The sequence below is a fragment of the Chryseobacterium sp. NFX27 genome (genome assembly GCF_049887855.1).
In the GTDB taxonomy this organism is placed as follows: Bacteria; Bacteroidota; Bacteroidia; order Flavobacteriales; family Weeksellaceae; genus Chryseobacterium.
Genome location: NZ_JAGEKK010000014.1, coordinates 93243 through 113973, shown reverse-complemented (window position 1 = coordinate 113973; position 20731 = coordinate 93243). Strand labels below are relative to the sequence as shown.

At 37.8% G+C, this 20731-nt stretch carries 19 protein-coding genes; 10 read left to right on the top strand and 9 right to left on the bottom strand.

What is annotated here, in order from left to right; translation table 11 throughout:
• Positions 1-155: 155 nt before the first annotated feature.
• Positions 156-2759 (bottom strand): alanine--tRNA ligase, encoded by a 2604-nt coding sequence (gene alaS / locus J4Q03_RS15590; RefSeq protein WP_426049055.1) that lies wholly within the window; start codon positions 2757-2759, stop codon positions 156-158.
• 517 nt (positions 2760-3276) lie between these two features.
• On the opposite strand from alaS, the gene J4Q03_RS15585 reads away from it, so the two are divergent.
• The 4 genes from J4Q03_RS15585 to msrB all read left to right on the top strand — a co-directional run bounded on the left by J4Q03_RS15585 (position 3277) and on the right by msrB (position 5751).
• Complete coding sequence (locus J4Q03_RS15585; RefSeq protein WP_426049054.1) at positions 3277-3831, top strand: sigma-70 family RNA polymerase sigma factor; 555 nt, start codon at positions 3277-3279, stop codon at positions 3829-3831.
• Positions 3832-3843: 12 nt separating this feature from the next.
• Complete coding sequence (locus J4Q03_RS15580) at positions 3844-4116, top strand: hypothetical protein (protein ID WP_426049053.1); 273 nt, start codon at positions 3844-3846, stop codon at positions 4114-4116.
• Between the two features lie 79 nt (positions 4117-4195).
• Positions 4196-4657, top strand: a complete 462-nt coding sequence (locus tag J4Q03_RS15575) for a DUF417 family protein (RefSeq protein ID WP_426049052.1) — start codon at positions 4196-4198, stop codon at positions 4655-4657.
• 2 nt (positions 4658-4659) lie between these two features.
• Positions 4660-5751, top strand: coding sequence for a peptide-methionine (R)-S-oxide reductase MsrB (gene msrB / locus J4Q03_RS15570; protein ID WP_426049051.1), 1092 nt, complete (start codon positions 4660-4662; stop codon positions 5749-5751).
• Between the two features lie 190 nt (positions 5752-5941).
• Here msrB and J4Q03_RS15565 read toward each other — a convergent pair whose 3' ends face one another.
• The 4 genes from J4Q03_RS15565 to J4Q03_RS15550 form a co-directional block, all read right to left on the bottom strand.
• Positions 5942-6586, bottom strand: a complete 645-nt coding sequence (locus J4Q03_RS15565; RefSeq protein WP_426049050.1) for a hypothetical protein — start codon at positions 6584-6586, stop codon at positions 5942-5944.
• Positions 6583-7221: a hypothetical protein gene (locus J4Q03_RS15560; protein ID WP_426049049.1), complete on the bottom strand. Its 639-nt coding sequence runs from the start codon at positions 7219-7221 to the stop codon at positions 6583-6585. The genes J4Q03_RS15565 and J4Q03_RS15560 overlap by 4 nt, the downstream gene beginning before the upstream one ends.
• Before the next feature lie 153 nt (positions 7222-7374).
• Positions 7375-8220, bottom strand: coding sequence for an ABC transporter permease (locus J4Q03_RS15555; RefSeq protein ID WP_426049048.1), 846 nt, complete (start codon positions 8218-8220; stop codon positions 7375-7377).
• Positions 8213-9124 carry an ABC transporter ATP-binding protein gene (locus J4Q03_RS15550; RefSeq protein ID WP_426049047.1) on the bottom strand — a complete coding sequence of 304 codons (912 nt, stop codon included), beginning with the start codon at positions 9122-9124 and terminating at the stop codon, positions 8213-8215. Before J4Q03_RS15550 ends, J4Q03_RS15555 begins: the two co-directional genes overlap by 8 nt.
• A gap of 187 nt (positions 9125-9311) precedes the next feature.
• On the opposite strand from J4Q03_RS15550, the gene J4Q03_RS15545 reads away from it, so the two are divergent.
• The 5 genes from J4Q03_RS15545 (at position 9312) to J4Q03_RS15525 (ending at position 15210) form a co-directional block, all read left to right on the top strand.
• Positions 9312-10307, top strand: coding sequence for an alpha/beta fold hydrolase (locus J4Q03_RS15545; RefSeq protein ID WP_426049046.1), 996 nt, complete (start codon positions 9312-9314; stop codon positions 10305-10307).
• A 135-nt stretch (positions 10308-10442) separates the two neighbouring features.
• Positions 10443-11807: an AAA family ATPase gene (locus J4Q03_RS15540; protein WP_426049045.1), complete on the top strand. Its 1365-nt coding sequence runs from the start codon at positions 10443-10445 to the stop codon at positions 11805-11807.
• A gap of 198 nt (positions 11808-12005) precedes the next feature.
• Entirely contained in the window at positions 12006-13112 is a 1107-nt protein-coding gene (locus J4Q03_RS15535) for an NAD(P)/FAD-dependent oxidoreductase (RefSeq protein WP_426049044.1), read from the top strand.
• 202 nt (positions 13113-13314) lie between these two features.
• Positions 13315-14427 carry a peptide chain release factor 2 gene (gene prfB / locus J4Q03_RS15530; RefSeq protein ID WP_426049043.1) on the top strand — a complete coding sequence of 371 codons (1113 nt, stop codon included), beginning with the start codon at positions 13315-13317 and terminating at the stop codon, positions 14425-14427.
• Between the two features lie 87 nt (positions 14428-14514).
• Positions 14515-15210, top strand: coding sequence for a DedA family protein (locus J4Q03_RS15525; RefSeq protein ID WP_426049042.1), 696 nt, complete (start codon positions 14515-14517; stop codon positions 15208-15210).
• Between the two features lie 38 nt (positions 15211-15248).
• Here J4Q03_RS15525 and J4Q03_RS15520 read toward each other — a convergent pair whose 3' ends face one another.
• Complete coding sequence (locus J4Q03_RS15520) at positions 15249-16118, bottom strand: alpha/beta hydrolase (protein ID WP_426049041.1); 870 nt, start codon at positions 16116-16118, stop codon at positions 15249-15251.
• 277 nt (positions 16119-16395) lie between these two features.
• On the opposite strand from J4Q03_RS15520, the gene J4Q03_RS15515 reads away from it, so the two are divergent.
• Positions 16396-17295 carry a DUF808 domain-containing protein gene (locus J4Q03_RS15515; RefSeq protein ID WP_426049040.1) on the top strand — a complete coding sequence of 300 codons (900 nt, stop codon included), beginning with the start codon at positions 16396-16398 and terminating at the stop codon, positions 17293-17295.
• A 95-nt stretch (positions 17296-17390) separates the two neighbouring features.
• On the opposite strand, the gene dnaJ is transcribed toward J4Q03_RS15515, so the two are convergent.
• The 3 genes from dnaJ to J4Q03_RS15500 form a co-directional block, all read right to left on the bottom strand.
• Positions 17391-18509 (bottom strand): molecular chaperone DnaJ, encoded by a 1119-nt coding sequence (dnaJ, locus tag J4Q03_RS15510; RefSeq protein WP_426049039.1) that lies wholly within the window; start codon positions 18507-18509, stop codon positions 17391-17393.
• Positions 18510-18615: 106 nt separating this feature from the next.
• Positions 18616-19152: a nucleotide exchange factor GrpE gene (locus tag J4Q03_RS15505; protein WP_426049038.1), complete on the bottom strand. Its 537-nt coding sequence runs from the start codon at positions 19150-19152 to the stop codon at positions 18616-18618.
• A gap of 183 nt (positions 19153-19335) precedes the next feature.
• The gene (locus J4Q03_RS15500; protein WP_426049037.1) at positions 19336-20667 is read right to left on the bottom strand and encodes an Nramp family divalent metal transporter; all 1332 of its coding nucleotides are present in this window, start codon (positions 20665-20667) and stop codon (positions 19336-19338) included.
• Positions 20668-20731: the final 64 nt, after the last annotated feature.

The following is a 20731-nucleotide window of genomic DNA, read 5'->3' as shown; positions in this document are numbered from 1 at the left end:
TTTAAAGACTATTTTTGATTTACTTAACACACAGCAAATTAATCAATTTGCAAAAACTGGGAAAGCTTTGAGCTTTCCTTTTTTGCGCATAAAAAAAGAACTGTCTCACTTTTGAGACAGCCTCTTCTAATGTTTTTATGATCAAAGGATTAATCTTAAATAGTCAAAGCTTTTTGGTAAGCATTTTCCAAACCGTCAAGGTTCTTGCCTCCAGCTGTTGCAAAGCCTGGATTTCCGCCACCACCGCCCTGGATTTCTTTTGCCAGGTCTTTTACGATAGCTCCGGCCTGATAATCTGCTGCCAGATCGTCAGAAACTCCAACAGTGATCATCGGTTTTCCATCCGCATCAGAAAGAATGATCGTTACTGAAGCCGGGATTTCTCTTTTCAACTGAAAAACAATATCTTTAACAGAGCCTGCATCCAGAGAAGTTTTCTTCACGAGCAGCTTTTTGTTGCCTTTCTGCTCGTAAGCACTTTTCCATTCGCCGATCTCGCCTTTTGCTTTTTCCTTTTTAAGAGCCTCCACTTCAGATTTCAAAGATGTATTTTCTTCAATCAGTTTTTCAATAGATCTTACAACATCTTTAGACTTTAGTAATTGAGAAAGCTCGTGAATCTGATTTTCCAGATTCTTGAAATATTCTTCAGATTTATCCCCTGAAATGGCTTCAATTCTTCTGATTCCTGCAGCCGCAGAACCTTCGGAAGTAATTTTGAAATGTCCTATTTCGATTGTATTTTTTACGTGAGTTCCTCCGCAAAGTTCCTTAGAACTTCCGAACTGGATCATTCTCACACTGTCACCATATTTTTCACCGAACAAAGCCATAGCTCCTTTATCCAAAGCCTCCTGAATAGGAATGCTTCTGAATTCCTGCAAAGCAATACTTTCTTTGATCTTGCGGTTTACTTTTTCTTCCACCAGGGCCAGTTCTTCCTCCGTCATTTTATTGAAATGAGAGAAGTCAAAACGGAGATATTCAGGACCAACGTAAGAACCTTTCTGCTCTACATGTGTTCCTAAAACCTCTCTTAATGCCTCATGTAAAAGGTGAGTTACCGAGTGATTCGCCTGAGAATTTTTTCTTTCGGCTGCATCAACTTTAGCATAAAAAACAGCTCCGGCATCTTTTGGAAGACCGTTGATCAGAGAAACGATAAGTCCGTTTTCTTTTTTAGTTTCTAAAACCTCAAAGCTTTCAACGGCATTTTCCAGAACGCCTTTGTCGCCTACCTGGCCACCGCCTTCCGGATAGAAAGGAGAGCTGCTCAGTACAACCTGGTAAAATTTTCCGTCCTTATTTTCTACTTTTCTGTATCTTGTAATATAGGTTTCAGCTTCAATCTGATCGTATCCTACAAAGTTTTCGTCTCTTTCTTCTAAAGTGACCCAATCGTAAACTTTCTGGGCAGAGTCAGCTTTAGAACGAAGTTTCTGTTTTCCCATTTCTGCTTTAAATCCAGCTTCGTCAATGGTAAGGCCTTTTTCCTCCGCGATAATTCTTGTTAAATCATCCGGGAAACCATAGGTGTCATATAATTCAAAAACCTCTTCGCTTGGCAATACTTTCGAACCGTCTGCAATGGTCTGCTGAATTAATTTCTCAACTCTGATCAGCCCGTTTTCAATAGTTTTTAAGAATGAATCTTCCTCACTTTTTATTACCTCAGAAACCAGTTTCCCCTGCTTTTCAATCTCAGGAAAGAAAGTACCCATTTGCTCCTGAAGTACGGCAACAAGCTTATAAAGGAAAGGCTCTTTCATGCCTAAGAATCTATAAGAATAAGAAATTCCTCTTCTTAAAATTCTTCTGATCACATAACCTGCACCGCCGTTTGAAGGAAGCTGTCCGTCTGCAATCGCAAAAGCAACTGCTCTGATGTGGTCTACCACAACACGGATGGCAATATCTTTTTCGTCTTCTAAAATTCCTGTGTATTTTTTACCTGAAAGTTCTTCCACTTTAGCAATAAGCGGAGTGAAAACGTCTGTGTCATAGTTGGAAGATTTACCCTGAAGTGCCATACACAGACGCTCAAAGCCCATTCCTGTATCCACATGCTGCTGAGGAAGTTTTTCTAAACTTTTATCTGCCTTTCTGTTGAATTCCATGAAAACAAGGTTCCATACTTCCACAACCTGAGGATGGTCATTGTTTACCAGGTCAAGTCCTGAAACTTTAGCTTTTTCTTCAGGAGTTCTCAGATCAACGTGGATTTCTGAACATGGTCCGCACGGCCCGCTTTCTCCCATTTCCCAGAAGTTATCTTTCTTGTTTCCATTGATAATCCTGTCTTCAGAAATATGTGATTTCCAGAAATCGTAGGCATCCTGATCTCTTTCAAGATTTTCAGAAGCATCTCCTTCGAAAATAGTTACATATAAGTTTTCTTTTGGAATTCCGAATACTTCAGTCAGTAATTCCCAGGCAAAAGCAATAGCATCTTTTTTGAAATAATCACCAAAAGACCAGTTTCCCAACATTTCAAACATGGTATGGTGGTACGTATCTCTTCCCACATCATCCAGATCATTATGCTTTCCGGAAACTCTCAGACATTTCTGTGTATCGGCAATTCTTGGGGCCGTAGGCGTTTTGTAGCCTAAGAAAAAATCTTTGAACTGCGTCATTCCTGAGTTGGAAAACATAAGGGTAGGGTCGTCTTTCAGAACAATAGGAGCTGAAGGAACGATAAGGTGGTCTTTACTTTTAAAATAATCTAAAAATTTTTGACGTATCTCTTGTGATGTCATAGTATTGCTTTGCTTTTAAAACTATCAAATTTTTGATAAGATGCAAATTTAATGTTTTTAAGCGATTTGTAAATAATTTTATACTATGTTTTGAATGGTGTAAGGCGGAGTATCTTCTTGAATAGGATAGGCGTGTTTATATATTGCTGGATTAACGCAAAGACGCAAAGAATTTCAAGAAGTATGCAATTCTGGATAAGGCGCAAAAAAAATCAGGATTTTAAATCATTAATACGTCAATTTTAGCATGATTCAATTTTATTGTAAATAAGATTTTTCATATTGTCATGGCGAAGAGCGTAGCGACGAAGCAATCTCATTTAAGACATTATTTTGAGATGACTTTACCTGCAGTTCGCAATAACGGTTGTAATAAAACTTTGTATATTATCATTTAACTTTTTATATTCGTTTTAATATTAAATAAAGACCTGATAAATTTTAATGATTTCGAAGCATGAATATAATGATCTGAGGAATCAATAAAATGAGTTTTTATGATATTAAAGAATAAAAAATGACGAAAAATGAAGCACTGAAAAGCTGGGTAGAACAGTATTCCGGGCCCCTTCTGAAAAGAGCTGCTTACCTGCTTTCAGATAAATTGGAAGCAGAAGATCTGGTGCAGGAGGTCTTTTTAGCGGCCTATTCGTCCTATGACTCTTTTGAAGGGAAAAGCCAGCCGCTGACCTGGCTGACAGCTATTTTAAATAGAAAAGCTGCCGACTTTTACCGGAAAAAATACAAATCAGAACCGGAGATCAGGCTGGATCATTTTTTTGATGAGACAGGTTCCTGGAAGAATGACGGTGTTTTGAATGACTGGAATGTTTCGGATAAAGAATCTGAGCTTTTGGACAATAAAGATTTTAATAAAACCCTTGAAGATTGTATTGAGGATTTACCCTCCAGATGGAAGATTCCGATGAAAATGTATTATCTTCAGGAAAAAAAAGCACCGGAAGTGAGTCAGGAATTGCAAATTTCTGCGACCAATCTATGGAAGATTCTTCAGAGAAGCAGAATGCAGCTGAGGGAATGTCTTGAGGTCAACTGGTTTGCGAACTTATAACCATATCATAAAATGTTGAGAAAATTTATTCATATTCTGTTCCTGCCATGCAGTAAAGCCACAATGCTGATGGAAAAAAGGAATGCCAAAGCGATCTCCCGAAAGGAAGACTGGCAGCTTTCCATGCACATAAAAATCTGTAAATGGTGCAGAGCTTATGAAGAGAAACTGAAAATTTTGGATGATATTTTAAAACGGAAACGGTCTCAAAAAGAAAATACCCAAATTAATAATTCTGATATTCAAGGTGTTAAAGATAAAGTTTTAGAAAAATTAAATCTTTAGGAGAAATGCTGTCAGGATTTTGAAATGCTTCCGACTATACTTTTGAAAATAATAAAGTATCATTCAAAATCTTAAAGACATGAACGGAACATCACAACTTAACGTAGAATCGCAGACGTACAAAACAGGATATTATATTTCGCTTTTCGGGGCTGCGCTTATTTTACTCTGGATTGGCATATTTAAATTCACTCCTACAGAAGCTGCTGCCATTAAACCTCTGGTCGAAAACCATTTCCTTACTTTTTTCGTATATAAAATAACAGGCGTTCAGACGGTGTCAAATGCTATCGGTGCGATAGAAATAATCATTGCATTATTACTGATATTTAGTGTGAAATTTGCATCTCTAAGAAAGTATGCCGGAATCGGGATGATCATGACATTTCTGGTAACCCTGAGCTATCTTTTTACCACTCCCGGAGTCTGGAAAATAGTAGATGGAATTCCTGTCACAGATTTTTTTATTCTGAAAGATGTAATGCTTTTAGGATTTGGATTAATGATATTTCAAAAAAAATGGATACAAATAAAAAGATAAAAATGAAAAATATATTAATATTACTCGGAATGATTCTGGGAATAGGGGTATTTGCAATGAGTTGTGGAGATTCAAAAAAAATGAAACCCACTGAAACTAAAAAAGAAAATGAGACCAATATGGACAGTAAAAATGTAAAAGAAGTTTATTTTGCAGGTGGATGTTTCTGGGGAACAGAACACTTTTTTCAACAAATTCGTGGAGTTGTAGGAACTGAAGTTGGCTATGCAAACGGGAATGTTAAAAACCCGACATATGAGCAGGTGGTAAGTCATACAACAGGTTTTGCTGAAACGGTAAAAGTAAAATATGATCCTGAACAGGTGGATCTTAGACTGCTGATTGATTTATATTTTAAAACAATTGATCCTACAAGTTTAAACCAACAGGGAAATGACCGTGGAGATCAGTACAGAACAGGGATTTATTCTACAGATAAAAATACAGAGGCTATTGTAAAAGAGGAAGTTGCGAAATTGTCTAAGAATTTCAGCAAGCCGGTTGTAGTAGAAACAATTCCGTTGAAAAACTTCTACAAAGCGGAAGATTATCATCAGGATTATCTTGGCAAAAATCCGGGAGGTTACTGTCATATCGAGCCGGGCCTTTTTGAAATGGCTAAAAATGCCAATCCGCTTCCCAAAGCAAAATATGAGAAGCAGGATAAAAAAGTTTTGAAAGAAAAGCTAACCTCAGAACAATATAAAGTAACTCAGGAAAATGCAACGGAAAGACCTTTCCAGAATGAATACTGGGACGAAACGCGTGAAGGAATCTATGTAGATATTACCACTGGAGAACCATTGTTTATTTCTACAGATAAGTTTGAATCCGGTTGTGGATGGCCAAGTTTTTCAAAACCGATTACCAAAAAACTGATCGATGAGAAAATGGACAAGTCTGCCGGAATGGTAAGAGTGGAAGTAAGAAGTAAAACCGGTGACGCTCACCTTGGTCACGTTTTCACAGACGGCCCTGCGGATAAAGGAGGTCTTAGATACTGCATCAACAGTGCTTCACTGAAGTTTGTTCCAAAAGCTGACATGGAGAAAAAAGGTTACGGAGATTATATTCCGTTGTTGGATAAAAAGTAATATGAAGGAGAGACCGCTGTGAGGCGGTCTTTTTTTGCCTAGACTAAAATATAAAAACTTCTCCCGCAGATTTTGCGGATGACGCAGATGTTTGTGTTTTTATTGATTAAATCTTATAGGTTTCTAAAACCTATAAGGTTTAATTATTGTGTAATCAATAACGAAGACAGGCCTCAAAATAAAAGACCTTTTAGTAATAAATTTGAAATCTCTCTTTAATGCTAAGCATAGACATATTCACCAGAAATAAAAATCCGAAGAGGATATAAAATGACTGCTTTGGAAGCTGGGTAAGCTGAGATTCAAATGTTTGAAATCCCCCTAACCATGGATTAGGATTATAATCATCAAACAGTCCAGTGCCACATCTTGTAAATGATGAAGCATCCAATACCTGGATGTTTGGATCAGTATAATGATGAATAACAAAAAAATGCCATGTTTTCTCAGCGTCAAGAGTATAGGTAAACTGTCCTGCCAGCTTTGTGTCATTCAGTAATGCAACAAGATCATTATAGGTGTTGCTGTCATTCAGAATAAATTCAATGCCTGAATTTTTCTCATTCCTTTTTTGTAGATTTTGGATTTCAGCAACATAGAGTTTGGTGTTTTCCTTTGCTGTATTGGGAGCTACTTTTATTTTTTTATAATTCCAGTTTCTGTAAGGTTCAAAGCTTAAAAATGATCTTTTTTCTCCTTCTTTTGCTTTTGCGGGAAGCCAGATATCAATAACATTAAAATTCACTTCGTTGAACTTCCGGTTTCCATAGTACCAAAATAGCAATGGAATTAATACAGCACTGATCAATCCCGGAAAGTAATAGATCCTTTTCATAAGAGTGTTTTTCTTTGAATCTGAAGATTTTCTTTAATGCTGAACATGGAAATATTCAGAAATAATAAGAAGCCAAAGATGATATAATAAGATTGTTTAGGTAACTCAAGCAGGTATTTAAATTTTTCCAGTCCTTTATAATCATCATCCATTCTGTAAAAAATAATAGCGTCTCCTGTCCCGCAATCCATTATATGCCTTTTTTCAACTTCATTCGGATCTTTATAAAAATGGAGGGCAAAAAAATGACTGGTTTTTTCTATATCCACCCCGTAGTTATCCTGTCCTGCAAGTTTCATAGCATCCATTAAAGCTATAAAATCCTGATAATTATTATCGTCATCAATGATAAACTCAATGCCTGTTTCTTTTTTATTTCTTGCCTGAAGTTTTTTTAATTCTGAAACATAGTATTGCTGATTTTGAAGGGCTGTATTAGGTTTTACTAGAATTTTTTTATAATTCCAGTTTCTATATGGTTCAAAGGTATTCCCCGGATTGTAAGTTTCTTTTGAAGGAAGTCCTAAATCCATGACAGTATACTGTGGCTGTATCCTCTGGCTGCCATAATACCAGAGCAACACTGGAATTAATACAGCGCTGATCAGTCCCGGCAGATAATACATTTTTTTCATTCCGTCCTTTTGATAAAATTAACGAAAAATTGAATACTCTGATAAACAAAACCAATTTTTAACATTCTACTAAAACAAAAAAGTGATCCAAAGGACCACTTAATTTTTAATCAATTAAATTATTTAATCTTTAAATTTTTAAATCTCCGACATCTACCAATCCCTTTTTCTCAGGATCCAGTAAGAACCCCAAATAAAAATTACAGACCAGATAATACACGCAATCATGCTTTCTGTAGGATAATGAGCATCATATTTTACCCCCATAACTTTCAGCATATTCAGTCTCATTAAAGGATTGGGAATCAGATTTGACATACTCTCCAAGGGTAAAAGACTGGTGATGAAAAAATCATTCTCAAGGACTGCTTTTCTTTGTTCTCCCTGCATTCCCGTTAATTTCTGATAGGCTTCAATACCTGCCAGAATCTTTTCAACCACCCAATAGGCAAAGAAACCAAGGAATACAAACATAGATTTTCTCAGCAATACCGAAAGGAACATCAGAAAAGAGAAAAATGTAAACAGTTTTACAAAATAATTTCCAATGTAATACACCTCTGCATAAATTTTTGAAGCATCCGTTACCTTAGAATACTGATGCCCCAAAAACATGGCAATGATAAACACAATCAATGTGGAAACCGTTGTAAAGATCGTAATCGTTAAAAGTTTTGAACCTATGAATTCTTTTCTGCTTAACCCATCAATAGTGTTCTGTTTAAACATCCTGTTGGTGAATTCCTGGGAGATTGAAAAAACAATAATCAGTCCAAGGAAAATCTTTAGCAAAGCGACTATCCATGTGGTGAAATTCCATATTTCCGGGAAATTGTAAATACCCTGTTCTTTTAAATTAACCGTTCCTCCGAAAACATTCAGATCGACCAGTCCGATGAAAAGAAGAGCGATAAGAATGGCAAAATATAAGATCGTGAAAACCTTGAACGGTTTGTAGTTCAGGTTTTTATAATATTCTAGTTTTAATAATTTAAGCATGGGTATTCGTGTTTTTTACAAGTTCAAGAAATTGAGACTCCAGAGACAGCTTTTTCTTCGTTAAATGAGAAAGATAAATCCCTTTTTCAGCAAGCTTCTGATTCAAAGTTGAAGCAGATATGGAGGCATCATCACGAATCTGAGCCTTGATGATCTCACCGTCTGCTTTCACAGCACTGAACCATTGAAGTTCTTCCAGAGCATTTAAAAGAAGCGTATTGTTGTCCGCCTTTAACTCAAAATATCCGTTATTAGCTGTTATTTCATCTACCCGCCCGCAATAAATGGAATTTCCTTCTTTTAAAACAATGACGTGGCTGCAAATCTTTTCAATCTCGTCCAGAAGGTGACTGGCAATAATAATAGTAATGCCCTGTTTAGCGATATTGCTGATGATATCCCGGATCTGGATAATTCCTTCAGGATCCAGTCCGTTGGTAGGTTCGTCAAGAATCATCACCTCCGGATTATTCAGCATGGCTGATGCTATGGACAGACGCTGTTTCATTCCCAAAGAATACGTTTTGAAAGCATCTTTTTTCCTTTCTAAAAGACCAACGGTTTTTAAGACTTCATCAATTCTTGTGTGAGGAGTTCCTTTGATCTCAGCGACAATCTTAAGATTCGTTTCTGCATCCAGATAAGGATAAAAGTTAGGCTGTTCTATAATAGCCCCGATCTTCTTTAGCGTATCCGGATCTGTTCCTTTTTGCCCAAACCAATACCAGTCTCCGCTGGTTGGATTGATCGTTGACAGCAGCATTCCGAATGTTGTGGATTTTCCGCTTCCGTTGGGACCTAATAACCCGTATACATTTCCTCTTTCTACGTCGAAGGAAATATTGTTGACAACAGTTCTTTTGAATTTTTTGGTTAAATTCTTTACTGACAAAATTTTTTCCATGTAATTTGTTTTACATAGTAGTAGTCTATGTAATCAAGGGATTGTTACATTATAGTATTTTTTTTAAGATAAGATCCGTGAATAATATCGAAATTCCATGTAACAAGATTCACAGTCTCATTGTTTTATGGATGTAACTATTTTTATGAAACAGAGACCTATTCAGGAAACATCAAAAAACAGAACTATGAAAACTATGAAATGGATAAAAAGACTGTTAATGGCGCTGCTTTTAATTGTCATCCTCTTATTAATTACCGGTTTTATTTTTGAAAGAATATCCCGTTCCATTGCTGAAAAGATTCAGCCGGACGGCCGGTTTGCAGAAATTGAAAACCATAAGATGCACTATTTACAGGAGGGAAAGGGAGGTCCTACAGTAGTTTTTGAAACAGCTTTCGATCCCGCCGGTCATTTGCAGTGGTATCATATCCAGAAAAATCTTCCGAAAAACTATACTACATTTTCCTATGACAGATCCGGGATTCTGTGGAGTGAACGGGGAACAAATCCTAAAACAGGCGAGAAAATGGCAGAAGAACTTCATACACTGCTCGAAGAATCAAAAGCCCCGAAACCCTATATCCTTGTCGGACATTCTTTCGGAGGAATGCTTACCCGGTTTTTCGTGCAAAAATATCCTGCGGATGTTGCAGGAGTAATATTGGTAGACAGTCAGTATCCGGCAGATGAAAAATATCTTTCGCCTGAGATGCATAAAATGGTTAATCAGGGACTTCCGGGAGGTTTTTTAAAATTTGCCAATACCTTTGGAGCAGCAAGACTTATGTTTGAGAATATGTTTCCAGCCGGCCCTCAGTATGCTTATCAAAATACGCTCATGCCTGCGTTGCTTTACAAAAGTGCCGATGCCACCCTGGAAGAGCAGGACCATATGAAATCCATTAAAAAAGAAGCTGCCACCATTAATTCTTTTGGTTCTATTCCTTTGTATGTAATTACAGCAGCGGATAAGACCAGATATGACAGCTTTATTAAAGACAAAAAATTAAAGAACGAAATGCTGGCAGCCTGGGACAAAATGCAGAAGGACCTGTTAAACCTATCTACAGACAGCCAACAGATTGTATTACCGGCAAGCGGACATTACATTAACCAGGATCAACCGAAAGTGATAGAAGAAGCGGTGAATGATATGGTTAAAAAAATCACAGCCCGATAACAGAACTCAGAAATTTATAATCCTGGCTGCAACCTGGAACCACGTAACCCAAAAACCCGCACCCTCAATTTTACTACATTTTCAACAGTTCTTTAAGATTAAAATATTAAATTTGATAGAATTAATCGGTAGTTTATGAAGTTAATTGAGTTAGCTAAGGAGCTTAATGTTTCAGCAGAAGCCATCAAACAGTTTATCCAGGATTTTGATCTTGAGCTGGGAGTCTGCATCAGTACAAACTTTGAAGTGAAGAAAGATTTCGAAAAGTTTGTCCGCGAAAACCTGGATTTTTTAAAGCTTTATGAAAAAGATCTGAACAAAAATAAAACCCTGGAACAGATTGCTGAAGTAATCAATCAGCCCAAGGAAAAAGTAAAAGAAGCCATAAAAGAAACCAATCCCAATATTTTTGATAATGGTTTTTTCCGTTCATCAATCTCAAGTTACGGTATTGATAATAAACTCGGTGGAAATTACCAATTCGTCTACGATTATTTCGGGCAAAAAACCAGCCTGAAACACAGGGACTTTATTGGATACAGAGACTTATTCTTTTATATATCAGCTGTTTTAGAGCCATTCTTAAATCCTCAGCAGATCAAAGACTGGGGCATTCACAAGCCGGCAGGGATTGTCCTGTATGGACCTCCGGGGAGCGGGAAAATATTCTGGGCGACCAAAATCGCTGAGATTATCGGATATCAGTTTAAAGAAGTCAAAAAACATTATCTGGGAACCTCTTTCATAGACGGCAATAAAACCAACTTCAATGATTTTCTGCTCACTATGATGAAAGAAGAAAAAGTCCTGCTTTTCCTCGATGATTTTGATGAGATCATGATGGAGAGAAAAGCGGAAACGGACATTGCTTCCTGTAATCTGGAAACCCAGGAGCTGATCCTGCATTATATTGGAAAATTTGAAAAGGAAGAACTGCTGATGGTAGGTTCTGCCAATTCTGTTTCGGAAATTAATGAAGAAATTCTTGCTCCGGGAAGATTTGATGTAATGGTTCCTATATTCCCTCCCAACGCTGCGGAACGTTCCGAGATCATTCTGTATGCGATGACCAGAGAGCTTGAAGAAGATTCTCTTCTTTATAAAATTCTCAAAAAGAACAAAGCCGATAAAGTTCCGTTCTGGCATGAAATCTCATCTAAAATGAAGGCGTTCAGCAATACCATGCTTATCGATTTTACACAGAGTCTGAAGAAACGTCTTAAAAACCAATATCAGCAGACCAAAAATGAAAATCTTAAAATAGATCAGAAACTTTTGGAAGCAGCGCTCAGAGATGCTGCAGGAAAGTTGACTGGAGAATATCTGGATCAGGTCGCAAGATTCCTGGCTGATACTATTATCAATAATTTCGACGAATTCAAATTCAGAATTCAGGCTTTGAAAAAAGAGCTGGATTCCTATAAAGCTGTTGAAGAGCCAAGAAGAGCAATCGGATTTCAGCATACCGGGGAAGAGGGACATGATGCTGCGCAGGGCTGAAGCCGGGTTTGAGAGTGGGAGAGTTTTAGAGTTTGCGTGTTTGAGAGTCTTTGTGTTTTAAGGTCTGAGAATAAGAGAGCTTAATGATTAATCTCAGTCTGGATCTTTGCCTTAGCCTAACATCTGAAATCTAGTATCTAAAGCCTCTGCCATTAAAACATCCCACAAAAATTACTCATCACTTTTCACTCATTATTTATGAACAGCATCTGGGAACTGGAAACCTTTTACAGAAAAAGAGAAATCGTCATCATCGGATCAGGGTTTTCCGGGCTCTGGACTGCCGTATCCATTAAGGAAAAATATCCTGAAAAATCTGTTTTGGTTATTGAAAGAAATACCGTTCCGCTGGGAGCTTCAACCCGGAATGCAGGATTTGCATGCTTTGGAAGCTTGACGGAAATCATTGCCGATTCCCAAAAGATGGGCTGGGGGAAAACACTGGAACTGGTTAAAATGAGGTTTGAAGGACTTCAGAAGATCAGACAATATTTCAAGGACGGCGAAATAGGTTTTGAACTGAATGGAGGCTACGAAATTCTAAATAATGATGAGCCTTTACGGCAGTTATATGTCGTTAATGAAAAGCTGAAAGCAATAACCGGCCTTGAAAGAACCTATTTTCTTAATCAAGAAAAGATCCGGGAATTCGGTCTTGGGAAATCTGAATTTCTGATTGAAAATCCCTGTGAAGGAAGTCTCCATTCAGGAAAACTGCTGCAGAAGCTTTTAGAGAAATGCTACGAACTGAAAATCGAATTTCTTTTTGGAACAGAAGTGAAAACCATTGATGAAAACACAGGAGAAATCGAGATTCACCTTTCGGAAGATCTTTCTGTAAAGGCTGAGCAGATTATTTACTGTACAAATGCTTTCAGCTCAAAGTTTCTTGAAAAAGAGGAAATTATTCCCGCACGGGGACAGATTCTTTTAACCGAACCAATTGATGGATTAAGGCTTAGAGGAACATTCCATTATGATGAAGGGTTTTATTATTTCAGAAATCTGGGAAACACTGTTCTTTTGGGTGGTGGACGGAATCAGGATTTTAAAACTGAAGAAACAACCGCTTTTGAAACCACAGCATTTTTGCAGGAGCATCTGGAAAACTTTTTAAAAGAAGTTATTTTACCAGAACAAGATTTTAAAATTGCGCTTCGCTGGTCAGGAATTATGGCCATGGGCTCAGAAAAAACACCAATCGTGAAAAAGCTTTCGGAAAGACAGTTCTGTGCCGTAAGACTTTCAGGAATGGGAGTCGCACTGGCTCCTAAAACAGGGGAGATGATGGCTGAAATGATTTAATTAAAAAAATCGGAGGTTTGTCAATGGTGAATTTTTGTTACCAAATGAATGATCCATGGATAAATTGAATTAATCCAATAATATTAAACTTGTATCCTTCCTATCCTAAACGTATACTCAAAAACTCTCCCACACCAGAACTCTCAAACCCACTTCCCAACTCACAAAAGAATTCCGTATTTTTGCATAAAATAAAAAATTCGTGATCAACAACGACCAGATAAAAGAAGTTCAGTCTAGAATTACAGACTTATATAAATACCTTCAGATCGAAAAAAAGAAGATAGAAATAGCGAATGATGATGAAAAAACCGCTGCTCCGGAATTCTGGGACAGTCCAAAAGAAGCAGAAGTATTTCTGAAGCAGCTTCGTTCCAAAAAAAGATGGGTGGAAGATTATGAAGAGATCAGCACCCAGTTTGAAGATCTGCAGGTACTGGCAGAATTTGCCAAAGAAGATCCTGACTCTGAAAAAGAGCTGGATGAAACATTCCCTAAGCTGGTAGAAAAAATAGAAGACCTTGAATTTAAAAATATGCTTTCCAATGAGGGAGATGAGCTTTCTGCTGTTCTTCAGATCACAGCGGGAGCCGGTGGTACGGAAAGTTGTGACTGGGCTTCGATGCTGATGAGAATGTACACCATGTGGGCTGAAAAACAAGGTTACAAAATCCGTGAACTCAATTATCAGGAAGGGGAAGTTGCCGGAGTGAAAACCGTTACACTGGAAATTGATGGTGAATACGCTTTCGGATATCTGAAAGGAGAGAACGGGGTACACAGGCTGGTAAGGATTTCTCCATTCGACAGTAATGCCAAACGCCATACCAGTTTCGTTTCAGTATATGTTTATCCCTTAGTGGACGATACCATTGAAATCAACATTAATCCCGCTGATATTTCATTTGAAACCATGAGATCTTCCGGAGCCGGAGGACAGAACGTTAACAAGGTAGAAACTGCCGTACGTCTTCGCCATGCACCGACCGGGATTATCATTGAAAATTCCGAATCCCGTTCCCAGCTTCAAAACAAAGAAAAAGCCATGCAGCTTCTTCGTTCGAGACTTTATGAAATGGAGCTTGAGGCGCGTATGAAAGCAAGAAACGAGATAGAAGCCAATAAAATGAAAATAGAGTGGGGCAGCCAGATCAGAAATTACGTGATGCATCCGTATAAACTGGTGAAAGACGTTCGTTCCGGTCATGAAACTTCAGATGTGGATTCCGTCATGAACGGAAATCTTACGCCATTCCTGAAAGCCTTCCTGATGGCCGATGGCACCGCAGTTTCAGACGATGATATGGACTTGTAAAATATCATGTCCGTATTTTAGTTAAAATCTTATAATTAATTTTTGTTTAAGACTTTTTACACTTACTTTTGTTGTTAATCGTTATATATGGAAGATTTCAATAGCTGGAGAGATTTAATGAACCCCGAATTTTATATCAAAATGGGTGGGTTCTGGCTTATTTTATTTATTGTTTTTGCTGAAACAGGTCTTTTTGTAGGATTTTTCCTGCCCGGAGATTCATTACTGTTCGTATCAGGAATTTATGCCGTTGAAATCATCAAAGAGACTTTCGGCTCCACAGGGAGCGATTTTCTGGATACAACCATTCTAGCTTCCTGTGTAGCACTTGCTGCCATTATAGGAAATGAAGTTGGATATTATTTTGGAGTGAAAACAGGTCCCGCTTTATACAAAAAGCAGGATACCATGCTGTTTAAGAAGAAATATCTTTACCAGGCCCACGACTTTTTTGAAAAGCACGGAGCATTGGCGATCATCATGGCCAGATTTTTACCAGTGGTAAGAACCTTTACTCCAATTGTTGCAGGTATTGTGAAAATGGACAAAAAAGAATTTTTGAGAGATAATATTATCGGGGCAGTTCTTTGGTCATTTATCCTCATCTTTGCCGGACATTATCTGGATAAACTTTTCCAGGAACAGTTCGGAATCAATCTAAAAGAGAAACTGGAACTGATTATCATCATCATCGTGTTGGTAACAACACTTCCGGTGATCATCAAATTTGTTTTCGGAAAGAAAGAAGATTTTTCTAAATATGAAAACAAAGATCCTGAATAGGAATACAAAAAAATATAGATAACCTGTCTTTTGGCAGGTTATTTTTTTATCCACTCCAGAATATTCGGATAGATAATGCTGTCTCTTTTTCTTTTGCTGAAAAGTCTCGGAACATGGCCTGTCTTTTCCATAAAGATGAATTTGTGTGCTACATTCTGTTGGGTAAGCGCAGAATCCATAGCCAGCCCCTGGTGCTGGTTTACCAGAAAGTCATTATTTCCCTGAAACAATAATGTGGGAACATTGGATATATTGGCGATCGGGCTCGCTTCTTTAAAAGCTTCAGATATATTTTTACGGTCAAATTTTGTTCCTACCACTTTCTGGAAAGTGGGGGAAGTATATTTTGAATAAAATGAATTCAGGTATTCCGGGCTGTAAAAATCTGTCGGACCGCTCAGTGAAATGATTTTTTTGATCTGTTGAGTATGTTGATAGCCGTAGAGCAGGGCTAGATGACCGCCGGCGCTTTCTCCCAGCAGAATAAAATTGTCCGGCAGAAGCTCTGCTTTTTCCGCAAGAGAATTAAATTTTTCAATCGCAGCGCCAATATCTTCCAGCTGCTGCTTATACGTAATATTCTTCCGTTTTGAAACCAGTCTGTAATTCATATTGATACTCGGGATCTTATGTTCAAAAAGCATTTTCTGGATCTTGATCATATGTTCTTTTTTTCCCAGAGTCCAGCCGCCACCATGTATGATAAGAACTACAGGAGTATCTTCTGCATAGTCTAAGGGAAGAAAAACATCCATTTTTTGCCTTTTATGCTCGCCGTATTTTAAATTATATATTTTCTGCTGCCCACCGTTGCCTACCCAGACCCTGAATCTTGTATTGCATGACTGCAGCATGAAACTAAGGCATCCTACAACAAAAAAATGATATCTGAGAATGAGTTTTTTCATTAATTAAATGTACAGAAAAATTGCAGGAAAGGAGACTTTCGGATAATGATTTTTGATAGGTGAGGATCCGGATTCATAACACAAAGATGAGAATAATATTAATAAATTATCATCAGGAATTATAGCAATATGACCTGTTGTTCCCTTCATAGTTTTGTTCAAACAAATGGTTTTCCATCAGAAAATATTTAAAATTAATATCCAGAAACAAATAAAAATAGATTTTAATAATTATTTTTGCTCGACTTAACGTTTATTAAAAAAATATTAAAATAATATGGCATCTGGTTTTTTTGCAATTTTAGATGATATTGCTGCACTGATGGATGATGTGGCGGTTACGAGTAAAATAGCTACACAGAGAACGGCGGGTATCCTTGGGGATGATCTGGCTGTAAATGCAGAAAAGGCTACAGGTTTTCTTTCCTCACGGGAAATTCCGGTTTTATGGGCAATTACAAAAGGTTCATTTATCAACAAACTGATCATTCTGCCTGTTGTGTTTTTTCTCAACTGGCTGTATGCCCCGGCAATTAATTACGTATTGATTCTTGGAGGATTATATTTGGCTTTTGAAGGTGTTGAAAAAATTATAGAATTTCTTTTTCACCGCGAAAAGGAAGGTCATGAAGTTGTGGAAGAGATTATAGAAGATGAAAAAAGTGACGAAGACCTAGAAAAAGCAAAGATAAAATCGGCAATTACTACAGATTTTATTTTATCAATTGAGATTGTGATTATTGCTTTGGGAACAGTTTTGGAAGAGAGTCACCCTTTCCTTACACAGATTTTGGTAACGAGTTTGGTGGCATTTATTGCGACTGTAGGAGTGTACGGAATTGTTGCTTTGATTGTAAGAATGGACGATGCGGGATTCAAATTAATCAAAAAAAGTAATGATAAGGGCTTCTTTGGAAAGCTTGGGCATCTGCTGGTAAAAGCCTTACCTATCGTTATCAAAGCTTTAGGAGTTATCGGTACAATTGCTTTAATTATGGTAGCTGGTGGTATTTTTGCCCATAGAATTGAATTTTTTCACCATATTTTACCTTCCTGGTCTTCTAGTGAGCTTCTGACTATTTTAAAAGAAATTATTCTTGGTCTGATAGGAGGTTTAGGAGCTGTAGCTATTTTTACGGCAGGGAAAAAGATCTATTCACTTGCAATTAAGAAATAACAGATTACAGATATAAAAAACAAAAACTCAGCAGTACATGACTGCTGAGTTTTATTAGTTTTGAATAACAAGGCAATTGGTAATGCCTGTCTATATTAATTGAATAAATCTTTTACTTTATCAAAAAAAGTTTTTTCCTTTCCGGAAGGTTCTGCAACCATTTCTCCGCTTGACATCTGCTTTTCAAAGAAATCTTTCTGCTCTTTAGTCAGTTTTTGTGGCGTCCATACATTAATGTGGATGAACATGTCACCTTTACCATAGCTGTCGATGCTTGGAAGGCCCTTTCCTGCCAACCTGAGGATCTTACCGGACTGTGTGCCCGGATCAACGGTAATTTTCACTTTACCGCCTACCGTAGGAACTTCTTTCTTAGTTCCTAAAGCTGCTTCAGCAAAAGAGACATACAATTCCTGGTGAAGATTATCGCCTTCTCTCTTGATTGTTTTGTCGACTTCCTCTTCAATAATCACTAACAGGTCTCCCGGAATTCCGCCGAAAGGAGCATCATTTCCTTTTCCTCTTACATTAAGCTGGATGCCGTCTCTGGCACCTGCAGGAATATTGATGGAAATTTCTTCCTCATCCTTTATCAGTCCTTGTGCGTTAGCGCCGGCAGGAATTTTATCTGCTACTTTCCCGATTCCCTGACAGGTACCGCAAGTGGTCTGCGTCTGCATCTGCCCGAACATCGTGTTCATTACTTTGAGCTGTACACCGGAACCGTTACAGGTAGGGCATACTTTTGAAGTGGCTCCTTCTGCCATCTTCATTTTTTTTACCTTGATGGTTTTCTGTGTTCCGTTCACCATTTCTTCAAGGCTCAGTTTGATTCTGATCCTTAAGTTGGAACCTTTTACCTGCTGACGTCCTCCGCCATTTCCACCAAAGCCTCCGAAGCCTCCACCGAAAATATCTCCAAACTGGCTGAAAATATCCTCCATGTTCATACCTCCGCCGAAGCCTCCGCCTCCGAAACCACCATTACCACTCATTCCGGCATGGCCGAACTGGTCATATCTGGCACGTTTCTGGTCGTCGCTCAGTACTTCATAAGCCTCTGCAGCTTCCTTAAATTTTTCCTCAGCCTCTTTATCTCCTGGATTTTTATCCGGGTGATATTTGATGGCCATTTTTCGGTATGCTTTCTTTATCTCGTCAGCTGAGGCAGATTTACTGATCTCAAGAACTTCGTAATAATCTCTTTTTGACATGTTGATTATAATTGATTACTGATAAATGATAACTGATGCCTATTGCGTATGGCTTAAAGCCTGCTGTCAATCAATTATCTATCACCATTTATCATTTATTTTAATATTAGTTTCCTGTTACTACTTTTGCAAAACGGATCACTTTATCACCTAAAGTATATCCTGTTTCAATAACATCTACGATTTTACCTTTTAGATCTTCAGATGGAGCAGGAATCTGAGTAATGGCCTCATGGAAATCTACATTGAACGTATCGCCTGCATTAACTTCCATAGCTTTTAAGCCTTTTTCAGTAAGTCTGTTTTTAAATTTCTGATAGATCAGCTCTACACCCTGAAGGTCAGATGGATTTCCGTTTTTAGCAATCTCTTTTAAAGCTCTTTCAAAGTCATCCAAAACTCCCAGCATAGATACCATCATATCCTGGTTGGCATACTGGAAGAATTCCATCTTCTCTTTGGCTGTTCTTTTTTTATAATTTTCGAATTCAGCGTACAATCTGATATAACGATCTTTTTCTTCTGCCAAAAGTTCCTCTGCAGAAGGTTTTGCTGTCACATTGTCCCCAGATACCGCTTCGTCCTGAATGTTGTCTACTTCCTGATTATTGATGCTTTCTTCGTTAATATCCTGGTTTTCCATAATTCAATATTTATTTAAAGAATTGATTGACAAAGAACCTGCCAAATAGAAAAAATGGACATTAAGGCAGAAAAATGATGAAGCAAATGGTTGTGAATGGTCAATTTTACTTCGCAAGTGAATGATTAAATTACCGGGGTATAATCTTCACAATTCACCATTAACCATTCACATTTCATCTTCTTATCCGGTAAACGTTTGATACAGCAAATACAGGTTTAGAATAATAATGATAATAGAAATGAGCCAGACGCTTATTTTTAAGAAAGGCTTATTTACAAATTCTCCCATTTTGGCTTTGTCATTAGTAAACATAACCAATGGAACTACCGCAAAGCTCAGCTGCATGGATAAAATTACCTGGCTTAAAACCAATAAATCTGTTGTTCCCTGTTCACCATAAATAATAGCTACTATTAAAGCGGGAATAACAGCAATAAGCCTGGTGATCAGTCTTCGTAGCCATGGTTTTAACCGGATATTTAAGAAACCTTCCATAACGATCTGTCCTGCAAGAGTTCCGGTTAAGGTGGAGTTCTGTCCTGAAGCCAGTAAAGCAATGGCAAAAGCAATACTTGCCATAGAAGCACCCAAAATAGGAGTCAACATTTTGTAGGCATCATGAATATCTGCCACATGCTTATTTCCTGTAGTATGAAAGGTTGCAGCAGCAAGAATAAGAATAGCAGCATTGATAAAGAAGGCAAGCATCAATGAAACGGTACTATCCAGGGTTGCAAATTTTATCGCTTCTTTTTTCCCTTCCCGGTCACGAGGATAATCTCTCGTCTGAACGATACTGCTGTGCAAATATAAATTATGGGGCATTACAGTCGCTCCTAAAATCCCGATAGCGATATAAAGCATTGCCGGGTTTTGGATGATTTCCTTTTGAGGAACCAATCCGCCAAGGATTTCATTGAAAGCCGGCTGTGAAATGACAATTTCATAAATAAAGCAGGCCAAAATGATAAAAATGAGTCCGCCAACAATACTTTCTATCCATCGGAAACCTTTAGCCTGAAGTAAAAGAATGATCAGAACATCCACTGTGGTGATCACAATTCCCCAGGTAAGGGGAATATGAAACAGGAGGTTTAATGCAATGGCAGAACCAATAACCTCGGCGAGATCACAGGCAGCAATAGCGATTTCACAAAATACCCACAGAATAAAATTGGTCGTAGGATTAAAGTGATCACGACAGGCCTGGGCGAGGTCCCGTTCGGCAACAACTCCCAATTTTACAGATAAATGCTGTAAAACCATTGCGAAAATATTTGAAATAAGAATCACAGAAAGAAGGGTATACCCAAACTGGGCACCTCCGGCAATATCAGTTGCCCAGTTTCCAGGGTCCATATATCCCACGGCAATCATCAGACCCGGACCGGCAAATGCCAGATATTTTCTCCAAAACGGAGCATTTCGGGGTACTTTTATAGAAGAATATACCTCAGAGAGGGAATTGGATGTTTTATCTTTACGCCAGGCGCTATTTAATTTGAAATTCATAAATGTTAGAAATGACTAACAAATTTAATTAAATAAATATAAATACAAAAGGAAGGGAATAAAA

Bases quoted from the DNA above. Each gene is read 5' to 3' on its own strand.
- J4Q03_RS15515 (WP_426049040.1), top strand. From the start codon at position 16,396: ATGGCATCTGGTTTTTTTGCAATTTTAGATGATATTGCTGCACTGATG.
- alaS (WP_426049055.1), bottom strand. From the start codon at position 2,759: ATGACATCACAAGAGATACGTCAAAAATTTTTAGATTATTTTAAAAGT.
- J4Q03_RS15505 (WP_426049038.1), bottom strand. From the start codon at position 19,152: ATGGAAAACCAGGATATTAACGAAGAAAGCATCAATAATCAGGAAGTA.
- J4Q03_RS15550 (WP_426049047.1), bottom strand. From the start codon at position 9,124: ATGGAAAAAATTTTGTCAGTAAAGAATTTAACCAAAAAATTCAAAAGA.
- msrB (WP_426049051.1), top strand. From the start codon at position 4,660: ATGAAAAATATATTAATATTACTCGGAATGATTCTGGGAATAGGGGTA.
- J4Q03_RS15565 (WP_426049050.1), bottom strand. From the start codon at position 6,586: ATGAAAAGGATCTATTACTTTCCGGGATTGATCAGTGCTGTATTAATT.
- J4Q03_RS15520 (WP_426049041.1), bottom strand. From the start codon at position 16,118: ATGAAAAAACTCATTCTCAGATATCATTTTTTTGTTGTAGGATGCCTT.
- J4Q03_RS15575 (WP_426049052.1), top strand. From the start codon at position 4,196: ATGAACGGAACATCACAACTTAACGTAGAATCGCAGACGTACAAAACA.
- J4Q03_RS15540 (WP_426049045.1), top strand. From the start codon at position 10,443: ATGAAGTTAATTGAGTTAGCTAAGGAGCTTAATGTTTCAGCAGAAGCC.
- J4Q03_RS15585 (WP_426049054.1), top strand. From the start codon at position 3,277: ATGACGAAAAATGAAGCACTGAAAAGCTGGGTAGAACAGTATTCCGGG.
- J4Q03_RS15555 (WP_426049048.1), bottom strand. From the start codon at position 8,220: ATGCTTAAATTATTAAAACTAGAATATTATAAAAACCTGAACTACAAA.
- J4Q03_RS15525 (WP_426049042.1), top strand. From the start codon at position 14,515: ATGGAAGATTTCAATAGCTGGAGAGATTTAATGAACCCCGAATTTTAT.
- J4Q03_RS15580 (WP_426049053.1), top strand. From the start codon at position 3,844: ATGTTGAGAAAATTTATTCATATTCTGTTCCTGCCATGCAGTAAAGCC.
- J4Q03_RS15560 (WP_426049049.1), bottom strand. From the start codon at position 7,221: ATGAAAAAAATGTATTATCTGCCGGGACTGATCAGCGCTGTATTAATT.
- J4Q03_RS15535 (WP_426049044.1), top strand. From the start codon at position 12,006: ATGAACAGCATCTGGGAACTGGAAACCTTTTACAGAAAAAGAGAAATC.
- dnaJ (WP_426049039.1), bottom strand. From the start codon at position 18,509: ATGTCAAAAAGAGATTATTACGAAGTTCTTGAGATCAGTAAATCTGCC.
- J4Q03_RS15545 (WP_426049046.1), top strand. From the start codon at position 9,312: ATGAAAACTATGAAATGGATAAAAAGACTGTTAATGGCGCTGCTTTTA.
- J4Q03_RS15500 (WP_426049037.1), bottom strand. From the start codon at position 20,667: ATGAATTTCAAATTAAATAGCGCCTGGCGTAAAGATAAAACATCCAAT.